The 19761-nt window shown below is 69.5% G+C and carries 14 protein-coding genes; 9 read left to right on the top strand and 5 right to left on the bottom strand.

Annotated features, from left to right (window positions below; all coding sequences use genetic code 11):
* Positions 1–8: 8 nt before the first annotated feature.
* The 6 genes from QTI33_RS01590 (at position 9) to QTI33_RS01620 (ending at position 10269) form a co-directional block, all read left to right on the top strand.
* Positions 9–3122 carry an efflux RND transporter permease subunit gene (locus tag QTI33_RS01590; RefSeq protein WP_286504527.1) on the top strand — a complete coding sequence of 1038 codons (3114 nt, stop codon included), beginning with the start codon at positions 9–11 and terminating at the stop codon, positions 3120–3122.
* Between the two features lie 22 nt (positions 3123–3144).
* The gene (locus tag QTI33_RS01595) at positions 3145–6435 is read left to right on the top strand and encodes an efflux RND transporter permease subunit (RefSeq protein WP_286503982.1); all 3291 of its coding nucleotides are present in this window, start codon (positions 3145–3147) and stop codon (positions 6433–6435) included.
* Entirely contained in the window at positions 6432–7889 is a 1458-nt protein-coding gene (locus QTI33_RS01600) for an efflux transporter outer membrane subunit (RefSeq protein ID WP_286503984.1), read from the top strand. Before QTI33_RS01595 ends, QTI33_RS01600 begins: the two co-directional genes overlap by 4 nt.
* A 175-nt stretch (positions 7890–8064) precedes the next feature.
* Positions 8065–8709, top strand: coding sequence for an aspartate/glutamate racemase family protein (locus QTI33_RS01610; protein ID WP_286503986.1), 645 nt, complete (start codon positions 8065–8067; stop codon positions 8707–8709).
* Positions 8709–9386, top strand: coding sequence for a GNAT family N-acetyltransferase (locus QTI33_RS01615; protein WP_286503988.1), 678 nt, complete (start codon positions 8709–8711; stop codon positions 9384–9386). Before QTI33_RS01610 ends, QTI33_RS01615 begins: the two co-directional genes overlap by 1 nt.
* 58 nt (positions 9387–9444) lie before the next feature.
* Entirely contained in the window at positions 9445–10269 is an 825-nt protein-coding gene (locus QTI33_RS01620; RefSeq protein WP_286503990.1) for an undecaprenyl-diphosphate phosphatase, read from the top strand.
* A 24-nt stretch (positions 10270–10293) separates the two neighbouring features.
* Here QTI33_RS01620 and QTI33_RS01625 read toward each other — a convergent pair whose 3' ends face one another.
* Genes QTI33_RS01625 through mutS form a run of 3 tightly spaced genes read right to left on the bottom strand, consistent with a single transcriptional unit; the run spans position 10294 to position 14641 of the window.
* Positions 10294–11100, bottom strand: a complete 807-nt coding sequence (locus QTI33_RS01625) for an alpha/beta hydrolase (RefSeq protein ID WP_286503992.1) — start codon at positions 11098–11100, stop codon at positions 10294–10296.
* Between the two features lie 35 nt (positions 11101–11135).
* Positions 11136–11975 carry a proteasome-type protease gene (locus QTI33_RS01630; protein WP_286504528.1) on the bottom strand — a complete coding sequence of 280 codons (840 nt, stop codon included), beginning with the start codon at positions 11973–11975 and terminating at the stop codon, positions 11136–11138.
* 26 nt (positions 11976–12001) lie between these two features.
* Positions 12002–14641, bottom strand: coding sequence for a DNA mismatch repair protein MutS (mutS, locus tag QTI33_RS01635; protein WP_286503994.1), 2640 nt, complete (start codon positions 14639–14641; stop codon positions 12002–12004).
* A gap of 214 nt (positions 14642–14855) precedes the next feature.
* Here mutS and gnd point away from each other — a divergent pair, with 214 nt between their 5' ends.
* The gene (gene gnd / locus QTI33_RS01640) at positions 14856–16277 is read left to right on the top strand and encodes a decarboxylating NADP(+)-dependent phosphogluconate dehydrogenase (protein WP_286503996.1); all 1422 of its coding nucleotides are present in this window, start codon (positions 14856–14858) and stop codon (positions 16275–16277) included.
* A 4-nt stretch (positions 16278–16281) separates the two neighbouring features.
* Here the strand turns inward: gnd and QTI33_RS01645 are convergent, their stop codons facing one another.
* Positions 16282–16533, bottom strand: a complete 252-nt coding sequence (locus QTI33_RS01645; protein ID WP_286503998.1) for a hypothetical protein — start codon at positions 16531–16533, stop codon at positions 16282–16284.
* 95 nt (positions 16534–16628) lie between these two features.
* Here QTI33_RS01645 and QTI33_RS01650 point away from each other — a divergent pair, with 95 nt between their 5' ends.
* Positions 16629–16835 carry a hypothetical protein gene (locus QTI33_RS01650; RefSeq protein WP_286504000.1) on the top strand — a complete coding sequence of 69 codons (207 nt, stop codon included), beginning with the start codon at positions 16629–16631 and terminating at the stop codon, positions 16833–16835.
* Positions 16836–17128: 293 nt separating this feature from the next.
* Complete coding sequence (locus QTI33_RS01655; RefSeq protein ID WP_286504001.1) at positions 17129–19201, top strand: O-linked N-acetylglucosamine transferase, SPINDLY family protein; 2073 nt, start codon at positions 17129–17131, stop codon at positions 19199–19201.
* A gap of 14 nt (positions 19202–19215) precedes the next feature.
* On the opposite strand, the gene QTI33_RS01660 is transcribed toward QTI33_RS01655, so the two are convergent.
* Positions 19216–19722, bottom strand: coding sequence for a hypothetical protein (locus QTI33_RS01660; RefSeq protein ID WP_286504004.1), 507 nt, complete (start codon positions 19720–19722; stop codon positions 19216–19218).
* Positions 19723–19761 lie beyond the last annotated feature (39 nt).

The raw sequence follows: 19761 nt of genomic DNA on the forward strand, positions 1-19761 counted from the left end.
CCTACGTGCTGAGTCCTTCACGCCCCTTCATCGAGCGGCCGGTCGCGACCGCGCTGCTCATGGTCGCGATCGTGCTCGCGGGCCTGGTCGGTTTCCGATTTCTTCCGCTGGCGGCGCTGCCGCAGGTCGACTACCCGACCATCCAGGTGCAGACGCTCTACCCGGGCGCCAGCCCCGAGGTCATGAGCCGCACCGTGACCGCGCCGCTGGAGCGCCAGTTCGGCCAGATGGCGGGCCTGGACCGCATGAGCTCGACCAGCGCCACCGGTGTCTCGATCGTCACCCTGCAGTTCGCGCTCGACCAGACCCTGGACGTCGCCGAGCAGCAGGTGCAGGCGGCCATCAACGCCGGCGGCTCGCTGCTGCCGGCCGACCTGCCGGCGCCGCCGGTGTACGCCAAGGTCAACCCGGCCGACGCGCCGATCCTGACCCTGGCCGTGAGCTCCGAGACCATGCCGCTGACCGAGGTGCAGAACCTGGTCAACACCCGGCTGGCGCAGAAGATCAGCCAGGTCGGCGGGGTCGGGCTGGTGTCGCTGTCGGGCGGGCAGCGTCCGGCGGTGCGCATCCAGGCCAACACCAATGCGCTGGCCGCGGTCGGCATCGGCCTGGACACCCTGCGCACCGCGATCGCGGCCGCCAACGCCAACAGCGCCAAGGGCGGCTTCGACGGCCCGAAGCGGGCCTACACGATCAACGCCAACGACCAGCTGGTCACCGCGGCCGACTACAAGAACCTGATCGTCGCCTGGAAGAACGGCGCGCCGGTGCGCATGACCGACGTGGCGCGCGTCATCGACGGCGCCGAGAACACCCAGCTCGGCGCCTGGGCCGGCGCCCATTCGAGCGCCCGGCAGGGCGAGCAGGACGGCAAGCTCTATCCGGCCATCATCCTCAACGTGCAGCGCCAGCCCGGCGCCAATGTGATCGGCACGGTCGACGGCGTCAAGAAGCTGCTGCCCGAGCTCGAAGCCTCGCTGCCGGGCGCGCTGAAGGTCGAGGTGCTGAGCGACCGCACCACCGGCATTCGCGCGTCGGTGTACCACGTGCAGCTCGAGCTCGCGCTGGCGGTGGTGATGGTGGTGCTGGTGATCTTCTTCTTCCTGCACAGCCTGCGCGCCACCGTGATCGCCAGCATCGCGGTGCCGATCTCGCTGATCGGCACCTGCGGCCTGATGTACCTGCTGGGCTACAGCCTCAACAACCTGAGTCTGATGGCGCTGACCATCGCCACCGGCTTCGTGGTCGACGACGCGATCGTGATGATCGAGAACATCGCGCGCTACCTCGAAGAGGGCGAGCCGCCGTTCCAGGCCGCGCTCAAGGGCGCGACCCAGATCGGCTTCACCATCATCTCGCTGACGGTGTCGCTGGTCGCGGTGCTGATCCCGCTGCTGTTCATGGGCGACGTGGTGGGGCGGCTGTTCCGCGAGTTCGCCGTGACCCTGGCGATCACGATCCTGATCTCGGCCGTGGTCTCGCTGACCCTGGTGCCGATGATGTCGGCGCGCTGGCTCAAGCCGCAGGCCGAGGAGGGCGGGCGCTTCGGTGCGGCGGTGCAGCGCTTCTTCGACCGCGTCATCGCGCGCTACGACACCTGGCTGCAATGGGTGTTCCGCCACCAGCCGCTGACCCTGGTGGTGGCGCTGCTGACGCTGGCGGTCACGGTGGCGCTGTACGTGCTGATTCCCAAGGGCCTGTTCCCGACCCAGGACACCGGGCAGCTCAAGGCGCGGGTGCTGGCGGCGCAGGAAGTGTCCTATGCGCGGATGGCCGAGCTGCAGCAGTCGGCGGCCAACCTCGTGCTGGCCGACCCGGACGTGCAGAGCCTGAGTTCGGTGGTCGGCGTCGACGCCGCCAACAACATGGCGCTCAACACCGGCAGCATGCTGATCAACCTGCGGCCGGGCCACGACAGCCAGGCCGTGGTGATGCAGCGGCTGCGCGACCGGGTGCGCGACGGCGTGGCCGGCGTGTCGCTCTACCTGCAGCCGACGCAGGACCTGACCATCGATGCCGAGACCGGTCCGACCGAGTTCCGGGTCTCGCTCGAGGGTGCCGACACGGCGACGGTCAACACCTGGGCGCAGAAGCTGGTCGAGCGCCTGCGCAGCGAGCCGCAGGTGCGCAATCCGACCACCGATGCCGGCGCCAAGGGCCTGTCGGCCTACGTCGACATCGACCGCAACACGGCCTCGCGGCTGTCGGTGACGGCCAGTTCGGTCGACGATGCGCTCTACAGCGCCTTCGGCCAGCGGATCGTCTCCACCATCTTCACCGAGACCAACCAGTACCGCGTGATCTTGGAGGCCGACCGCGAGTCCCTGTCTTCGCCGGAGGGGCTGGGCACGCTGCAGTTGCGCACCGGCGCCGGCACGGCGACGCCGCTGTCGGCGCTGGCGACGGTGCGCGAGCAGTTCGCGCCGCTGCAGGTCACGCGCGTGGCCCAGTACCCGGCCGCCACCATCGGCTTCGACACGCCGCCGAACGTGGCGCTGGGCAAGTCGGTGGCGGCGATCCGCGCCGCGGCCAAGGACATCGCGCTGCCGCCGAGCGTGAGCATGCGCTTCCTCGGTGCCGCCGGGGCGTACGAGAAATCGCTGACCAACCAGCTGTGGCTGATCCTGGCGGCGGTGGTGTGCGTCTACATCGTGCTGGGGGTGCTCTACGAGAGCTACATCCACCCGCTGACCATCCTGTCGACCCTGCCGTCGGCCGGCGTCGGCGCCTTGCTGGCGCTGATGGTGACCGGCAACGACCTCGGGGTGATCGGCATCATCGGCATCATCCTGCTGATCGGCATCGTCAAGAAGAACGCGATCATGATGATCGACTTCGCGATCGACGCCGAGCGCAACCAGGGCAAGGGGCCGCTCGAGGCGATCCATCAGGCGGCGCTGCTGCGCTTCCGCCCGATCCTGATGACCACGCTGGCGGCGCTGTTCGCGGCGCTGCCGCTGATGCTGGGCTGGGGCGAGGGCGCCGAGCTGCGCCGTCCGCTGGGGCTGGCGATCTTCGGCGGGCTGGTGGTGAGCCAGGTGCTGACCTTGTTCACCACGCCGGTGATCTACCTGGGCTTCGACCGCCTGGGGCGGCGCTTCGGGCAGAAGGCTGCGGCATGAGCTTGCTGGCTGTTTTCTTCGTATGAACCTCTCCAAGCCCTTCGTAGAGCGCCCCATCGCCACGATGCTGCTGACCATCGGCATCGCGCTGGCCGGCATCGTCGCCTTCTTCGTGCTGCCGGTCTCGCCGCTGCCGCAAGTCGACTACCCGACCATTTCGGTGCAAGCCAGCCTGGCGGGCGCCAGCCCGAGCACCATGGCCTCCAGCGTCGCCACGCCGCTGGAGCGCAGGCTGGGCATCATCCCCGGGGTCAACGAACTGACCTCGACCAGCTCCAACGGCTCGGCCCGGGTCACGCTGCAGTTCGACCTGAGCCGCAACATCGACAGTGCCGCGCGCGAGGTTCAGGCGGCGATCAACGCCGCCCGCGCCGACCTGCCGGCCACGCTGCGCAGCAACCCGACCTACCGCAAGCGCAACCCGACCGCGGCCCCGGTCGTGATCCTGGCGCTGACCTCGAAGACCCGCACGCCGGGCCAGATCTACGAGGCGGTCTCGAACATCGTGAGCCAGCGGCTGTCGCAGGTCGAGGGCGTCGGCGAGGTCGAGATCGGCGGCGGTTCGCTGCCCGCGGTGCGGGTCGAGCTAGAGCCCTTCGCGCTGAACCGCTTCGGCATCAGCACCGAGGACGTGCGCGCCGCGATCCAGGCCAACAACGCCAACCGGCCCAAGGGCGCGATCGAGACCGCCGACCGCCGGCTGCAGATCTACACGCCGGCGCCGGGGCGCTATGCCGCCGAGTACCGCGACATGGTGATCGCCTGGCGCAACAACGCTGCAGTGCGCCTGGGCGACGTCGCCCGCGTGGTCGACAGCGTCGAGAACACGCGCACGCTGGGCCTGTTCAACGGCGAACCCGCGGTGATCGTGCTGGTGACGCAGTCGCCCGGCGCCAACATCATCGAGACCGTCGACGGCGTGCGCCAGCTGCTGCCCGAGCTGCGCGCGCAGCTGCCGCAGGACATCGACGTCCAGGTGGCGTCCGACCGCACCAACACCATCCGCGCCTCGCTGCGCGAGATCGAGATCACGCTGATGATCTCGGTGGCGCTGGTCGTGCTGGTGGTCGGCCTGTTCCTGCGCAAGGCGCGCGCCACCATCGTGCCGGCGGTGGCGACCGTGGTCTCGCTGCTCGGCACCTTCGGCATCATGTACCTGCTGGGCTACAGCCTCAACAACCTGAGCCTGATGGCGCTCACGGTCGCCACCGGCTTCGTCGTCGACGATGCGATCGTGGTGCTCGAGAACACCACCCGCCATGTCGAGGCCGGCATGAACCGCGTCGAGGCCGCGCTGCGCGGCGCCCGCGAGGTCGGCTTCACGGTGCTGTCGATCAGCCTGTCGCTGGTGGCGGTGTTCATCCCGCTGCTGTTCATGGGCGGGCAGGTCGGCCGGCTGTTCCGCGAGTTCGCGGTCACGCTGTCGGCCTCGGTGCTGATCTCGCTGGTGATCTCGCTCACCACCACGCCGATGCTGTGCGCCATGCTGCTGCGCAGCGAGGCCGATGAAGCCAAAGGCAAGCCGCCCGGGCGCCTGCGCGCCTGGTTCGGCCGGCAGGCCGAGCGGGCCTGGAACGGCACGCTGCGCACGTACGCCCACAGCCTCGACTGGGCCCTGGCCAGCAAGGGCGTGGTCGTGGTGGTGCTGCTGGCGGTGATCGGCCTCAACGTCTACCTGTTCAACGCCATTCCGAAGGGCTACTTCCCGCAGCAGGACAACGGCCAGCTCAACGCCGGGCTGCGTGCCGACCAGAGCATTTCGTCGGCGGCCATCGCCGACAAGCTGCGCCAGGCGGTGGACATCATCCGCAAGGACCCGGCGGTCGACACCGTGGTCGGCTTCTCGGGCGGCGGGCGTTCGGGCGGCGGCTTCATGTTCGTCAACCTCAAGCCGGTGTCGCAGCGCAGCGAAAAGACCCAGGCGGTGATCGACCGCCTGCGCCCCCAGCTCAACCAGCTGACCGGGCTGCGCGTGTTCCTGAGCCCGGTGCAGGACCTGCGCATGGGCGGACGCTCGAGCAACTCGAGCTACCAGTACACGCTCAAGAGCGACAACCTGGGCGACCTGCGCGCCTGGTCGACCAAGCTCGCCAACCGGCTGCGCGAAGAGACCGCGCTCACCGACGTCGACAGCGACGATGCGGACAACGGCGTCGAGACCTTCGTCGACGTCGACCGCGATGCCGCCGCCCGCCTCGGCGTGAGCTCGTCGGCCGTCGACAGCGCGCTCTACAACGCCTTCGGCCAGCGATCGGTGGCGACCATCTACGACGAGCTCAACCAGTACTCGGTGGTGATGGAATGGGCGCCGCGCTTCCAGCGCTCGCCGATCGTGCTGAAGGACCTGTACGTGCCCTCGACCTTGCAGACCAGCACCGACGCCAACGGCCAGTCGATCACCAGTTCGATCAAGAACACGACCGACGCCAACACCGGCACCTCGACCACGGTGTCGGCCAATCCGGCCCTCCGCACCGCTTCCACCGGGCAGCAGATCGCCACCGACACCACGCTCATGGTGCCGCTGTCGGCCTTCGCCAAGCTCAGCGAGCGGGCGGTGCCGACCTCGATCGACCACCAGGACACCGAGCTCGCGAGCACGGTCTCGTTCAGCCTGGCCGACGGCGTCAGCCTGTCGGACGCCAAGCGCATCGTGGCCCAGGCCGAGGCCGACATCGCGATGCCGATCAACGTGCGCGGCAGCTTCCAGGGCACGGCGCTGGCGGCCCAGCAGTCGCAGGGCCAGCAGTGGTTCCTGATCGTCGCGGCGCTGGTCGTGATCTACATCGTGCTCGGCGTGCTCTACGAAAGCCTGGTGCATCCGATCACCGTGCTGACCACGCTGCCCTCGGCCGGGGTCGGCGCGGTGCTGGCGCTCCTGATGTTCCGCATGGAGTTCTCGATCATCGCGCTGATCGGCGTCTTCCTCTTGATCGGCATCGTCAAGAAGAACGCGATCCTGATCATCGACTTCGCGCTCGAGGCCGAACGCTCGCGTGGTCTCAGCGCCGTGGAAGCGGTGCGCGAGGCCTGCCTGCTGCGCTTCCGACCGATCCTGATGACCACGCTGGCGGCCGCCCTCGGTGCGCTGCCGCTGGCGATCGGCTTCGGGCTGGGCTCGGAGCTTCGCCAGCCGCTGGGCGTCGCGATCATCGGCGGCCTGATCGCCAGCCAGCTGCTGACCCTCCTGACCACGCCGGTCGTCTACGTGTTGCTCGACAAGCTGCGCCGGCGGCCCGCCAACGAAAAGTCCCTGAGCCGCGATGCCGATTCCTCCCCGCCCGGCACGCCCGATATCGCCTTGAATCCATGATTGCAGCTACACGTTCCTTCCCCCGCCTTCCCCTGGCACTGGCTTTGGTGGCGCTGCTGGCCGGCTGCGCCGTCGGCCCGACCTACGAACGGCCGCCGGTGGCGGCGCCGGCGGCCTGGAGGTCGGCCCCGGCCGCCGCCGGCTGGCAACCCGCGGCCCCGGCCGATGCCTTCGACCGCGGCGAATGGTGGAAGCTTTTCGGCGACGCCACGCTCGACGACCTGGCGGCGCGCGTCCAGATCTCGAACCAGAACATTGCCGCCGCGGTCGCCAACCATGCGCAGGCCCAGGCACTGGTGCGCGGCCAGCGCGCCGCGCTGTTCCCGCAGGTCACGCTCGACGGCAGCGCGCGCCGTACCGGGGGCCGCGACATCTCGGCCGCCACCGCCTCCGCGGCCGCGCTGGGCGTCGACTGGCAGCCGGACGTCTGGGGCCGCCTGCGCCAGGCGGTCGACAGCGCGCAGGCCAACGCACAGGCCAGCGAGGCCGACCTGGCGGCGGCGCGGCTGTCGGCCGTGGGCGACCTGACCACCAACTACTTCTCGCTGCGCGAAGCCGATGCCGAACTGCAGATCCTCGACGACACGCTCGAGGGCTACCAGCGCAGCCTCCAGATCACGCGCAACCGCTATGCCGCCAGCATCGCCGCCCAGAGCGACGTGCTGCAGGCCGAGACGCTGTATGCCAATACCCAGGCCGAGCGCGCGGCGCTGAAGCGCAACCGCGATGCGCTCGAGCATGCGATCGCGGTGCTGGTCGGGGTCGCGCCGGCCGACTTCAGCCTGCCGGTGGCCGAGTGGAAGATGACGGTGCCCGGCGTGCCGGCCGAGCTGCCCTCGACCCTGCTCGAGCGCCGGCCCGACATCGCGGCGGCCGAGCGGCAGGTGGCGGCGGCGAACGCGCAGATCGGCATCGCCCGCTCGGCCTACTACCCGAACTTCAGCCTGAGCGGTGGCATCAGCAGCAGCGCATCGCGCATCGGCGACCTGTTCAATGCCTCCAACACGCTGTGGTCGCTCGGCCTGTCGGTCGCCCAGGTGGTGTTCGACGGCGGTGCGATCGGCGCCAGCGTCGATGCCGCCAAGGCCGGCCACGAGGCCACGGTGGCGCGCTACCGCCAGACCGTGCTGGCCGCCTTCCAGAGCGTCGAGGACCAACTGACTGCGGGCGGCAGCCTGGCGCAGCAGGAGGACCTGCGCCGCCAGAGCTCGGCCGCGGCCGACCGCACCGAGCAGCAGTTCCTGAACCGCTACCGCGCCGGCACCATCGACTACACCAGCGTGGTGGTGGCGCAGGTGTCGGCGCTCAACAGCCGGCGCGCGCTGCTGCAGGTGCAGGTCAACCGGCAGGTGGCGGCGGTCACGCTGATCCAGTCGCTGGGCGGGGGGTGGCATGCGGAGTGGATGGCGCCGGCGCCGCAGCCGGTCTCGGCGGCCGCGTTGCCCAAGTCCTGACTCAGGCGCCGCGCAGCCGCGGCGGCAGGGGGGCGCTGTGGACCGGGTGGTCGGTGGCATGATGAAATCGGGCGCGATGGAAAAGCTCTGCAACCGCTGGTTCATGTCGCCCATTCCACCGATGAACATCAACATCCAACTCCCCGCTCAACGCCAAGACCCCTGAGCACCGCCGATGACCCGTATCGCACTCATCCACGCCCTGGCGCATTCGGTCGCGCCGATCAACGAAGCGCTGGCGCGCGACTGGCCCGAGGCCCTGCGCATGAACCTGCTCGACGACAGCCTGTCGGGTGACCTCGCTCGCGGCGGGCGCGGGCTCGACGAAGCCATGCACGAGCGCTTCCAGCGGCTGGCGCAGTACGCGGTCGACTGCGGCGCGCAGGGCATTCTCTTCACCTGCTCGGCCTTCGGTCCGTGCATCGAGGCCGTGGCGCGGCGCCACGCTGGCATGCCGGTGCTGAAGCCGAACGAGGCGATGGTCGAGGAGGCCGCGGCCGGCGCCGGCCCGCTGGGCCTGATCGCGAGCTTCGGGCCCACGCTCGAATCGATGCCGGCCGAATTCCCGCCCGGCGTAGCGCTCGAACTGGCACTGGCCGAGGGCGCCCTCGAGGCCCTGAATGCCGGCGACGGCGAGCGCCACGATGCGCTGGTCGCCGCCCAGGCCCGGGCCCTGCGCGCGCGCGGCTGCACCCGCATCGCGTTGGCGCAGTTCAGCCTGGCACGCGCCCGGGCGGCCTGCGTAGCGGCATCGGGGCTGCCGGTGCTGACCACGGTCGACGGCGGGGTGCGCGCCCTGCGGCGGCGACTGGAGTCGTGATGAACGCGCTGCTCGACAACATCGCCTGGAACACGCTCTCGGGCCCGCATGCCGGCTTCGCCACCGGCACCGACCGTGCCCGCCGCTATGCGCCCGGCTTTTCTCCGATCGTCGGCTTCGCCAATGCCGCGCAGCCCGCGCTCGACGACCTCACGCCGTTCTGCGCGCCCGGCGATCATTTCTACTGCATGGACTGGTCGGGCAGCGCACCTGCGGGCTGGCGGATCGATCTGGACGCGACCATGTTCAGGATGGTGTGGCAGGGCGCGCTGCCGGACGAGGATCCGGCCCTCGACGCCAGGCCCTTGCGGCCGGAGCATGCGGCGCAGGCGGTCGAACTCGCCACGCTGACCCGCCCCGGCCCCTTCGGCCCGCGGACACCCGAGCTCGGCGACTACTTCGGCTGCTTCGAGGGCGAGCGCCTGATCGCCATGGCCGGCGAACGCATGTGCGCCGGCACGCTGCGCGAGATCAGCGGCATCTGCACCCATCCCGACTTCCAGGGGCGCGGGCTGGCGCGCCGGCTGGCCGCGAAGTTGATCCGCCGCCAGCTGCAGCGCGGCGAGACGCCGTTCCTGCATGTCATGCGCGACAACCAGGGCGCCCACGGGCTCTACCAGCGGATGGGCTTCCGGGACCACCGCGAGGTGGTGGTGCGTGTCATCTCGCCTTGCTGACCTGAACCCAACCTGACCGCCGCGATCGCGATAATCGACGCTCTTTCAAGGAGCGCGCGTGGATATCGTTTTGCTGGCCAAGGCCGCCATCATGGGCATCGTCGAGGGCCTGACCGAATTTCTTCCGATCTCGTCGACCGGCCACCTGATCCTCGCCGGCTCGCTGCTCGGCTTCGACGACGACAAGGCCAAGGTCTTCGACATCGCGATCCAGACCGGTGCCATCTTCGCGGTGGTGCTGGTCTTCTGGCACAAGATCCATTCGACCATCGTCGCGCTGCCGCGCCAGCCGAAGGCGCGGCGCTTCGTGCTCAACGTGCTGATCGCCTTCCTGCCGGCGGTGGTGCTGGGCCTGCTGTTCGGCAAGGCGATCAAGGCCCACCTGTTCACGCCGACCGTGGTGGCGAGCACCTTCATCCTCGGCGGCTTCATCATCCTGTGGGCCGAGCGGCGTCCGCCGGGCTCGGTTCGGATCGAGAACGTCGACGACATGACGCCCTGGGATGCGCTCAAGGTCGGCCTGGTGCAGTGCTTCGCGATGATCCCCGGCACCAGCCGCAGCGGCGCGACCATCATCGGCGGCATGCTGCTCGGGCTGTCGCGCAAGGCGGCGACCGACTTCTCCTTCTTCCTCGCGATCCCGACCCTGATCGGCGCCGGCGCCTACAGCCTCTACAAGGAGCGCGCGCTGCTGTCGGTGGCCGACATTCCGCTGTTCGCGGTCGGCCTGGTGTTCTCGTTCCTGAGCGCCTGGCTGTGCGTGCGCTGGCTGCTGCGCTACATCAGCACCCACGACTTCGTGCCCTTCGCCTGGTACCGGATCGCCTTCGGGATCGTGGTGCTGGCAACCGCGTGGAGCGGGGTCGTCACCTGGGCCGACTGATCGCCGGCCGCCGCCCGAAGGCGGCTAGGCCAGCAGGTTGCGCAGTGCCGCCTCGACCGCCGCGGCGGTGGCGATCGGTTTTTCCATCGGGAACAGGTGGGTGCCGTCGAGCATCATGATCCGGCCCTTGGTGACCTGCTGGGTCATCGCCATGCCGACGCGCTTCATCTCGACCGACTGGCGGCCGCCGACGAAGGCCGCGCGGCACTTGAGCGGATGGGCGCGCAGCAGGGCGCCCAGGTTGTGCGGGAGGGTGTCGTAGATCGCGGTCTCGACGTCGCGATCGAAACTCAGGGCCCGCGCATCGTCGACGTCAAAGGTGCCGTGCTCGATGTAGTCGCGCAGCACGCGCTCGTCCCACTTGGCGAAGGCCTTCTTGCTGCGGAAATGCTCGAACACCGCCTCGCTGTGCGCCCAGGTGTTCCTGCGCTTGCGGCTGATGGTGCCCGGGGACACGCTCTTCATCAGCGGCGTGCGCTTCATGAGGTTGATCGTGCCGGCGCGCCAGCCGCCGATCAGCGGCGAGTCGAGCAGCACCACGCCGCGGGCCAGCGCCGGATGCCGCGCTGCGCACATCAGGCTCAGGAAGCCGCCGAGCGAATGGCCGACCAGCAGCACCGGCGCGCCGGCCCGGTCGGCCCGCGCCTGGGCGAAGTCCGCCAGCTGCTGCACCAGGTGCGGCCAGTTGTCGGTGACCGGGTACTTGGGGTCGTGGCCGAATTTCTCGACCGCATCGATGTCGAACCCGCGATTGCGCAGGCTGTCGAGCATCACGCGATAGGTGCTCGCGGGAAAGCTGTTCCCGTGCGAGAAGATGACTGGAGGGAGCATGGCAAAGGGGCGCCGGCGGGCGGCGCCGGGCACGGTCAGATCAGCTTTTCTTCGGGCGTCGAGATCTTGCGCAGCGGGCTGTGCCGCGTGGCGGGCATCTTCAGCGGATGCTCGGTGTAGGCGTCGTCCCAGACCGGGTCCTCGATGCTGTCGAATACCTCGCGCAGCTTCTGGCCCCAGCTGTTGTGCATCATCCGGTAGTAGGGGTTGTCGGCGTCGATGCAGATCACCTTGTCGGTGCGCAGGGTGTTGGCCTCGTACACCACCAGGTCGAGCGGCAGGCCGACCGACAGGTTCGACTTCATGGTCGAGTCCATCGACACCAGCGCGCACTTGGCGGCTTCGTCGAGCGGGGTCTCGGGCGTCAGCACGCGGTCGAGCACCGGCTTGCCGTATTTCGATTCGCCGACCTGGAAGTAGGGCGTCTCGGTGGTCGCCTCGATGAAATTGCCGGCGGCGTAGACCAGGAACAGGCGCATGCCCTCGCCCTTGACCTGGCCGCCGAAGACGAAGGAGACGTTGAAGTCCAGCCCGGCATGCTTGAGCGCCTCGGCGTCGCGGTCGTAGACGTGGCGCACGGCCGAGCCGAGCACGCGGGCGGCGTCGAACATGCTCTTGGCGTTCCAGATGGTGATCGGCGGGCTTTCCTCGCCGTTCTCCTTGGTTTCGCGCAGCTCTTCGATCTGGAGGATCTCGCGCACCGACTGCGAGATGCTCAGGTTGCCGGCCGACAGCAGCACCATGACGCGGTCGCCGGGCTGCTCGTAGACGATCATCTTGCGGAAGGTGCTGATGTGGTCCACGCCCGCATTGGTGCGCGAATCGGACAGGAACACCAGTCCGGCGTTGAGTTTGATGCCGACGCAGTAGGTCATGAGTTCTTCTTGCACGAATCGAGCCATCAGCCCTGCTCGCGCGTCTGGAGTTTCTTCAGTGTGTAGAGGGCCTCGAGCGCTTCGCGCGGGCTCATCGCGTCGGGGTCGATCGCACTCAGCGCGGATTCTACGGCGCTCGCCAGCGGCGCCTCGGCCGCCGGCGGCGGCGCGAACAGGTCGACCTGGGCGCGGGTCTGGGTCTGCTGCGATTCCAGCGCCTCCAGCGCCTGCCGCGCGTGGTTGACCACAGCCGCCGGCATGCCGGCCAGCCGCGCCACCTGGATCCCGTAGCTCTTGCTCGCCGGGCCGGGCTGCATCTCGTGCAGGAACACGATGTCGCGGCCGGCCTCGGTGGCGCTCACGTGCATGTTGACCGCCCCGTGGTGCGTGGCCGGGAATTCGGTGAGCTCGAAATAGTGGGTCGCGAAGAGGGTGAAGGCGCGCGTGCGGTCGTGCAGCTGGGCGGCGATGCCGGCGGCCAGCGCCAGCCCGTCGAAGGTGCTGGTGCCGCGGCCGATCTCGTCCATCAGCACCAGCGAATGGGCGGTGGCGCCGTGCAGGATCTGCGCCGCCTCGGTCATCTCGAGCATGAAGGTCGACTGCGCGTTGGCCAGGTCGTCGGCCGCGCCGATGCGGGTGTGGATGGCGTCGATCGGCCCGAGCCGGCAGGCCGCGGCCGGCACGTGCGAGCCGATGGACGCCAGCAGCACGATGATCGCTACCTGCCGCATGTAGGTCGACTTGCCGCCCATGTTGGGGCCGGTGATGACCTGCATGCGCTGCTGGGGACCCAGGCGGGTGTCGTTGGCGATGAACGCGCCCGATGATTTTTCGGCCAACCGGGCCTCGACCACTGGATGGCGACCCTGCTCGATCTCGATACAGGGATGGGCGACGAAGCTGGGCGCGCGCCAGTGCAGCGCATGCGAGCGCTCGGCCAGCGCGCAGAGGGCGTCGAGCGTGGCGATCGCGCCGGCCAGCCGGGCCAGCGCGGCCACCGAGGGCTGCAGGGCGTCGAGCAGCTGCTCGTACAGCCACTTCTCGCGCGCCAGGGCGCGGTCCTGCGCCGACAGGGCCTTGTCCTCGAAGGCCTTGAGCTCGGGCGTGATGAAGCGCTCGGCGTTCTTCAGCGTCTGGCGCCGGCGGTAGTTGTCGGGCACCTTGGCCAGCGCGCTCTGCGTGACCTCGATGTAGAAGCCATGCACGCGATTGAACTGCACCCGCAGGTTGCTGATGCCGGTGCGCTCGCGCTCGCTGGCCTCGAGCTGGAGCAGGAAGTCGTCGCAGTTCTCGCTGATGGCGCGCAGCTCGTCGAGCTCGGCGTCGTGGCCGCTGGCGATCACGCCGCCGTCGCGCACCAGGGCCGATGGCTCCGGGATGATCGCGGCGACCAGCAGTTCGGCGCAGCCGGCGGGTGGCGCCAGCTGGTCGGCCAGCTGCGCCAGCAGCGCGGCCGCAGCGGGCAGCGCGGGCGCCAGCTGCTCGGCCTTGGCCAGCGCCATGCGCAGGGCCAGCAGCTCGCGCGGGCGCACCTGCCTGAGCGAGATGCGGGCCGCGATGCGTTCGACGTCGCTGGTGTTCTTGAGCTGGTCGCGCAGGGTGCGCCAGGGTACCGCGGTGCCGCCGGGCGGCGGCGCCTGCAGCGCGGCGATCGCTTCGAGCCGGGACTGGGCCGCGCCGCGGTCGCGCCGGGGCGCCAGCAGCCAGCGCTTGAGCAGCCGGCTGCCCATCCCGGTCATGCAGGTGTCGAGCAGCGAGAACAGGGTCGGCGACTCTTCGCCGCGCAGGGTCTGGACCAGTTCGAGGTTGCGCCGGGTGGTCGGCGGCAGCTCGATCAGTTCGCCGTCGCGCTCGACCGCGAGCCGCTGCACGTGGGCCAGCGCCCGGCCCTGGGTGTGCTCGGCATAGCCCAGCAGCGCGGCGGCGGCGGCGTGCGCGTTGGCGAGCGATTCGGCATTCCAGGCCGCCAGGTTGGTGCTGCCCATCTGTTCGCACAGCTTGCGCTCGCCGAGGCCGCCGTCGAACTGCCAGGCCGGCCGCAGCGACAGCGTGAAGGGGGTGGCGCTGCGCGCCGCCTTGAGGCGCTGCTCGAAGGCGGGCGTCACCTCGGCGCTGTAGAGCAGTTCGCTGGGCGCGATCCGCGCGATCCAGGCTTCGAGGGCGTCGGACGGGCATTCGGCCAGCCGCAGCTCGGCCCCGGTGACGCTGAGCCAGGCCAGGCCGCAGAAATTGCGCGCGCCCGCATGCACGGCCAGCAGCAGCGATTCGCTCTTGTCGTTGAGCAGTTCGGCGTCGGTCAGCGTGCCGGGCGTGACGACCCGCACCACCTTGCGCTCGACCGGGCCCTTGCTGGCCCCGACTTCGCCGACCTGTTCGCAGATGGCGACCGATTCGCCCAGCTTGATCAGCCGGCCGAGGTAGGTGTCGACGGCGTGAAAAGGCACGCCGCACATCACGACCGGCTGGCCGGCCGACTGGCCGCGCTGGGTCAGCGTGATGTCGAGCAGCCGGGCGGCCTTCTCGGCGTCGGCGTAGAACAGCTCGTAGAAGTCGCCCATCCGGTAGAAGAGGAGGGTGTCCGGGTGGTCGGCCTTGAGGCCGAGGTACTGCGCCATCATGGGCGTGTGGCCGGAAAGGTCAGGCTTCGCGGGCGCTTTCGCGGACATGCCTTTGGGCGCTATCCCATTGATTTCATTGGGGATATCGCGGTCTTCGACGATCTGGTTCAACTTGCGGGCACCTAACAATACTTGGCCGTTGCAGCCGGGCCCGCACATTATGGTGGACGGTCGTCCCGGGCCTTCTCCCGCCGAGGCGTACGCACAATCTGTATCAATTGCCCCCCAAGCACACTTTCCACCAGCCCCCGAGAATCCCCCAATGAACGAAAAAAGCGATTTCGGATTGATCGGCCTGGCCGTCATGGGCCAGAACCTAGTGCTGAACGTGGAAAGCCATGGCTTCCAGGTCAGCGTCTACAACCGCACCGAGGCCACCACCGAGGCCTTCGTCGCCGCCAACCCCGGCAAGAAGCTGGTGGGCGCCAAGACGCTCGAGGACTTCGTCCAGAGCCTGGCCCGGCCGCGCAAGATCCAGATCATGGTGAAGGCCGGCGCGCCGGTCGACCAGGTGATCGAGCAGCTCATCCCGCTGCTCGACAAGGACGACATCGTCATCGACGGCGGCAACAGCCTCTACACCGATACCGAGCGCCGCGACGCCTACCTGGCGAGCAAGGGCCTGCGCTTCATCGGCGCCGGCGTCTCGGGCGGCGAGGAAGGGGCCCGCAAGGGGCCTTCGATCATGCCGGGCGGACCGCTCTCCACCTGGGAAGTGATGAAGCCGATCTTCGAGAGCATCGCGGCCAAGGTGGACGGCGAACCCTGCGTGATCCACATCGGGCCGGGCGGCGCCGGGCACTACGTCAAGATGGTCCACAACGGCATCGAGTACGGCGACATGCAACTCATCTGCGAGGCCTACAGCCTGTTCAAGGCGGCCGGCTTCACGACCGACGAGATGGCCGCGATCTTCGACGAATGGAACGAGGGCGAGCTGCAGAGCTACCTGATCCAGATCACCGCCAAGGCGCTCCAACAGAAAGATCCGCAGACCGGCCAGCCGATCGTCGACGTCATCCTCGACAAGGCCGGCCAGAAGGGCACCGGCCAGTGGACGCTGATCAACGCGGCCGAGAACGCGGTGGTCATCAGCACCATCAACGCCGCCGTCGAGGCGCGGGTGCTGTCGTCGCAGAAGAAGCAGCGCGTGGCGGCCAGCCGGCTGCTGCAGGGCCCGAAGATCGCGCTGTCGATCGACAAGCAGGCGCTGGTGGCCAAGGTCCACGACGCCCTCTATGCGTCGAAGGTCATCAGCTACACCCAGGGCTTCGATCTCATCAAGACCATGGGCGACAAGAAGGCCTGGGGCCTCGACCTGGGCCGCATCGCGGCGATCTGGCGCGGCGGCTGCATCATCCGGGCGCGCTTCCTGAACCGCATCACCGACGCCTTTCGCACCGACCCCGCGCTCGGCAACCTGATGCTCGACCCCTTCTTCAAGGACCTGCTGAACCGGACCCAGCAGAACTGGCGCGAAGTGGTCGCGCTGGCGGTGGGCAACGGCATCCCGGTGCCGGCGTTCAGCGCCTCGCTGGCCTACTACGACAGCTACCGCACCGAGCGGCTGCCGGCGAACCTGCTGCAGGCGCAGCGCGACTTCTTCGGCGCCCACACCTACGAGCGCACCGACCAGCCCGAAGGCCGGTTCTTCCACACCGAATGGCCCGAAGTGATCGGCTGAACCACTAGGCGGAGTTTCGCCAGATGCGCCCGATCACGACCTGGTTGTTCAAGCTGAAGTCGTTGTAGGCGTCCAGTTCCTCTTGCGAGCGGTTCGCACGCCGGAGGGCTTCCGCGACCTCGCGGGCGTTGGTCTCGTGCCGCGCGTACAGCGTGCGCAGCGTTTCCACCGGCAATGCCTGCAGCAGGCTTTCCAGCAGGACGTTGCCGGCGATGAACTGGCCACGCAACTGCGCGAGCGACATCTCGTTCTTCACGTCGATCCCCTTCAAGAGTGGGTGGCACGGGCCGGTGACATTTTGCTTCGGAATGAATGCGGCGAGGGTCGAGCTTTTGCGCTACCTTTGCGGTCATGAGCAGCAAGTCCGCCCGCCGCGAATACCTCCAGGCCGTCGCCGAGTTCGACGCCGGCTGCGAGCGCTTCGCGCGGCGCATGGCCCGGATCCTCGAGACACCCCTGCCGACGGCGGTGAGCCTCGTTCAGTTGGGGCCGAGAAAGCCGGCGAAGCGGGCGCCGCGCCCCGAGCCAGCGCGTGACGGCGGCATCCGCAGGGCCTGATGCGGCGCCTCCCAAGAAATGATGAGGCGAGTCGCGAGGGCTGCAGTAAGCTGCCGGCGTGAAGCACCTCCAACCACTCCTCCTTTTCGGTGCCGTCGTCTTCGCTGGCCTTGCCTGGTCGGCGGAGCCTTCGACCCCGGCGCCGAAGTCCAATCGGGCCTGCCACTGGGACCGTCAGACCGGCCGGATGATCTGCCAGCGGGTCCGCGCACCCGGCACCGGCGCGCCGCCGCCGGTGGCGGAGCCGAAGCCCAAGCAAGGCGGAACGCCCTGACGATCTGCAGGATCCGCAGATGCAACTGGTGGCCCAGGCCGAGCGCCACTTCCGTGCCGGCCAGGTCGCACTGGCGGAGACCCTGCTGCGCCAAGCCATCGAGCGCGATCCCCGCCAAGCCAAGGCCTACGAACTGCTGGCCTACATCTGCGGCAACCGCCAGGACCTGGCGGACTGCGAGGATTTCCTGCAGAAGGCGGCCGCGCTCCCCGGATGTTCCGCCGAGGCCCTGTTCTACCTCGGGCGCGTCCAGGCCCAGCGCGACCGGCCGGTCGAGGCCGCCGCCGCCTTCGCCCGCTCGCTCAAGCTCGCGGGCCCGTATTTCGAGGGCCTGCACGAACTGGGCGTCGCCTATGGTGCCCTGTCGGCGCACGACCAGGCGCTGGACGCCTTCCGCCGCGCCGAGCGCCTGAACGCGCAGATCCCCGAACTGCAATCCAACCTGGCCGGCACGCTGGCCGCCCTGCACCGGTTCGGCGACGCGCTGCCGCACTACGACCGCGCCCTGGCGCTCGATCCCCTGCGCGTCGACGACTGGACCGACCGCGGCGCCGCGCTGACCGAACTCGGCCGCGGCGCCGAGGCGCTCGAAAGCTACCGGCGGGCCCTGTCGCTCGCGCCCGAGGACGTGCCGGCCTGGATGAACCAGGCCACCACGCTGACATTGCTCAAGCGGCCGGCCGAGGCGTTGGCGAGCTACGACCGGGTCGCCCGGCTGGCGCCGCAGTGGGACTACCTCGCCGGCCACCGGCTGCACGCCGCCATGGCCGTGTGCCAGTGGCAAGGCTGGGCGCAGCAGGTGGAGCGGGTGGTGGCCCGTGTCGAGGCCGGCGACAAGGCCGCGACGCCCTTCACCCTGATGCCGATGCCCGCCAGCGCCGCCACGCTGCTGCAGTGCGCCCGCACCTATGCCCGGGATCTTTATCCGTCGCAGCCGGCGGCGGCGCCCGCGCTCCCGCGCGATCCGGCGCGCAGGTTGCGGATCGGGTATTTCTCCTCCGACTTCCGCAACCATCCGATGTCGCAGCTGATCGCCCGGGTGCTCGAATGCCACGACCGGGAACGCTTCGAGACCTTCGGCTTCGCGCTCGGTTCGCACCCGATGGACGCCGTGGGCGCCCGGGTCGCGGCGGCGCTGGAGCACTTCAGCAACGTCGCCGCCCGCAGCGACGCCGAGATCGCGGCGCTGGCGCGCGGCGCCGGCATCGACATCGCGGTGGACCTGAACGGCTTCAGCGAAGGCGGCCGCCCCAGCATCTTCGCCGGCCGTGCGGCGCCGGTGCAGGTCAACTACCTCGGATTTCCGGGGTCGATGGGCTGCGACTACATGGACTACATCCTGGCCGATGCCACCGTCATCCCCGAAGACGACGTCGGCCACTACGCCGAAAAGGTGGCGTGGCTGCCGGACAGCTATTTCCCCAACGACGACACCAAGGCGATCGGCAGCGCCCCCGGCGGCCGCGCCGAGATGGGCCTGCCGCCGGAAGCGGCGGTGTTCGCCTGCTTCAACAGCAACCACAAGATCACGCCCGACGTGTTCGACGTCTGGATGCGGCTGCTGCGCGAAGTGCCCCGCAGCGTGCTGTGGCTGCTGAAGAGCAACGCCGAGGCGCAGCGCGCGCTCGGCGCCGAAGCGGCGCTGCGCGGCGTAGACCCGCAGCGCCTGGTCTGGGCCGAGCGCATGCCGCTGGCCGACCACCTGGCGCGCCACCGGCATGCCGACCTGTTCCTGGACACCTTCCACTACAACGCCCACACGACCTGCTGCGATGCGCTCTGGGGCGGCCTGCCGGTGCTGACGCTGGCCGGCACCACCTTCGCATCGCGCGTCGGTGCCAGCCTGCTGGCGGCCGTCGGCCTGCCCGAACTCGTGACACGCGACGTGGCGGCCTACGAACGCCTGGCGATCGAACTGGCGACCTCGCCGCTGCGCCTGGCCGACCTGCGCCAGCGGCTGGCGCAGCTGCGGACCTGCTCGCCGCTGTTCGACTCGGAACGCTTCGCGCGGCGCCTCGAGTCGGCCTTCGATGCGATGTGGCAGCGCCAGCGGCAGGGGCTGGCGCCGGACCACCTCCGGATCGCCGGCTGAAGCCAGGCGGACGCTCAGGCCTGGCCGCGCCGGCGGCGAGCCACGCGCACGGCCTCGACCCAGGTGTCGATGTTGAAACGCTGGCCCGATTCGGCGATGCGCGCCGAGGTGATGCGGTGCAGCGGCAGTCGCCGCGTGTCGCCCGGCAGCTCGCCGTGGCCGACGATGACCTTCTTCTGCAGGTCGAGCTGGTCGATCTGCAGGATGCATTCGATCTTCCGGTCGTGGCCATCGAAGTAGCGGACCCGGATGCGCGGCGTCTCGTCGACGATCGCGTGTTCACCCTTGCCCTGGATGAACCACTCGGGCAGGGTGTCGGGCACCGAGTCGCCCGAGGGGCCGCCGCCGCGCACGGTCGGGATTTCCAGCGGCACATGGCCCGATCGAACCCTTGCGGCCTCGATGCGGCGTTCCATTTCGCGGCGCCCGGCGACCCGTCGCCATGCCCACATCAGGCCCAACAGCAGCGCGCCAGTCAGCACGGCGATCAAGATCTGCCAGTGCGCAGGTCCGGTGCTCATCGCTCAACCCCCTCGGCGCATGCGCCGTCTAATTCCAAA

The organism is Variovorax davisae, from assembly GCF_030316845.1.
Lineage (GTDB): Bacteria > Pseudomonadota > Gammaproteobacteria > Burkholderiales > Burkholderiaceae_C > Variovorax > Variovorax davisae.

Coding starts and splice junctions, on each gene's coding strand:
- QTI33_RS01595 (WP_286503982.1), top strand. CDS start 3,145: ATGAACCTCTCCAAGCCCTTCGTAGAGCGCCCCATCGCCACGATGCTG.
- QTI33_RS01600 (WP_286503984.1), top strand. CDS start 6,432: ATGATTGCAGCTACACGTTCCTTCCCCCGCCTTCCCCTGGCACTGGCT.
- QTI33_RS01610 (WP_286503986.1), top strand. CDS start 8,065: ATGACCCGTATCGCACTCATCCACGCCCTGGCGCATTCGGTCGCGCCG.
- QTI33_RS01615 (WP_286503988.1), top strand. CDS start 8,709: ATGAACGCGCTGCTCGACAACATCGCCTGGAACACGCTCTCGGGCCCG.
- QTI33_RS01625 (WP_286503992.1), bottom strand. CDS start 11,100: ATGCTCCCTCCAGTCATCTTCTCGCACGGGAACAGCTTTCCCGCGAGC.
- QTI33_RS01630 (WP_286504528.1), bottom strand. CDS start 11,975: ATGACCTACTGCGTCGGCATCAAACTCAACGCCGGACTGGTGTTCCTG.
- mutS (WP_286503994.1), bottom strand. CDS start 14,641: ATGTCCGCGAAAGCGCCCGCGAAGCCTGACCTTTCCGGCCACACGCCC.
- gnd (WP_286503996.1), top strand. CDS start 14,856: ATGAACGAAAAAAGCGATTTCGGATTGATCGGCCTGGCCGTCATGGGC.
- QTI33_RS01650 (WP_286504000.1), top strand. CDS start 16,629: ATGAGCAGCAAGTCCGCCCGCCGCGAATACCTCCAGGCCGTCGCCGAG.
- QTI33_RS01655 (WP_286504001.1), top strand. CDS start 17,129: ATGCAACTGGTGGCCCAGGCCGAGCGCCACTTCCGTGCCGGCCAGGTC.
- QTI33_RS01660 (WP_286504004.1), bottom strand. CDS start 19,722: ATGAGCACCGGACCTGCGCACTGGCAGATCTTGATCGCCGTGCTGACT.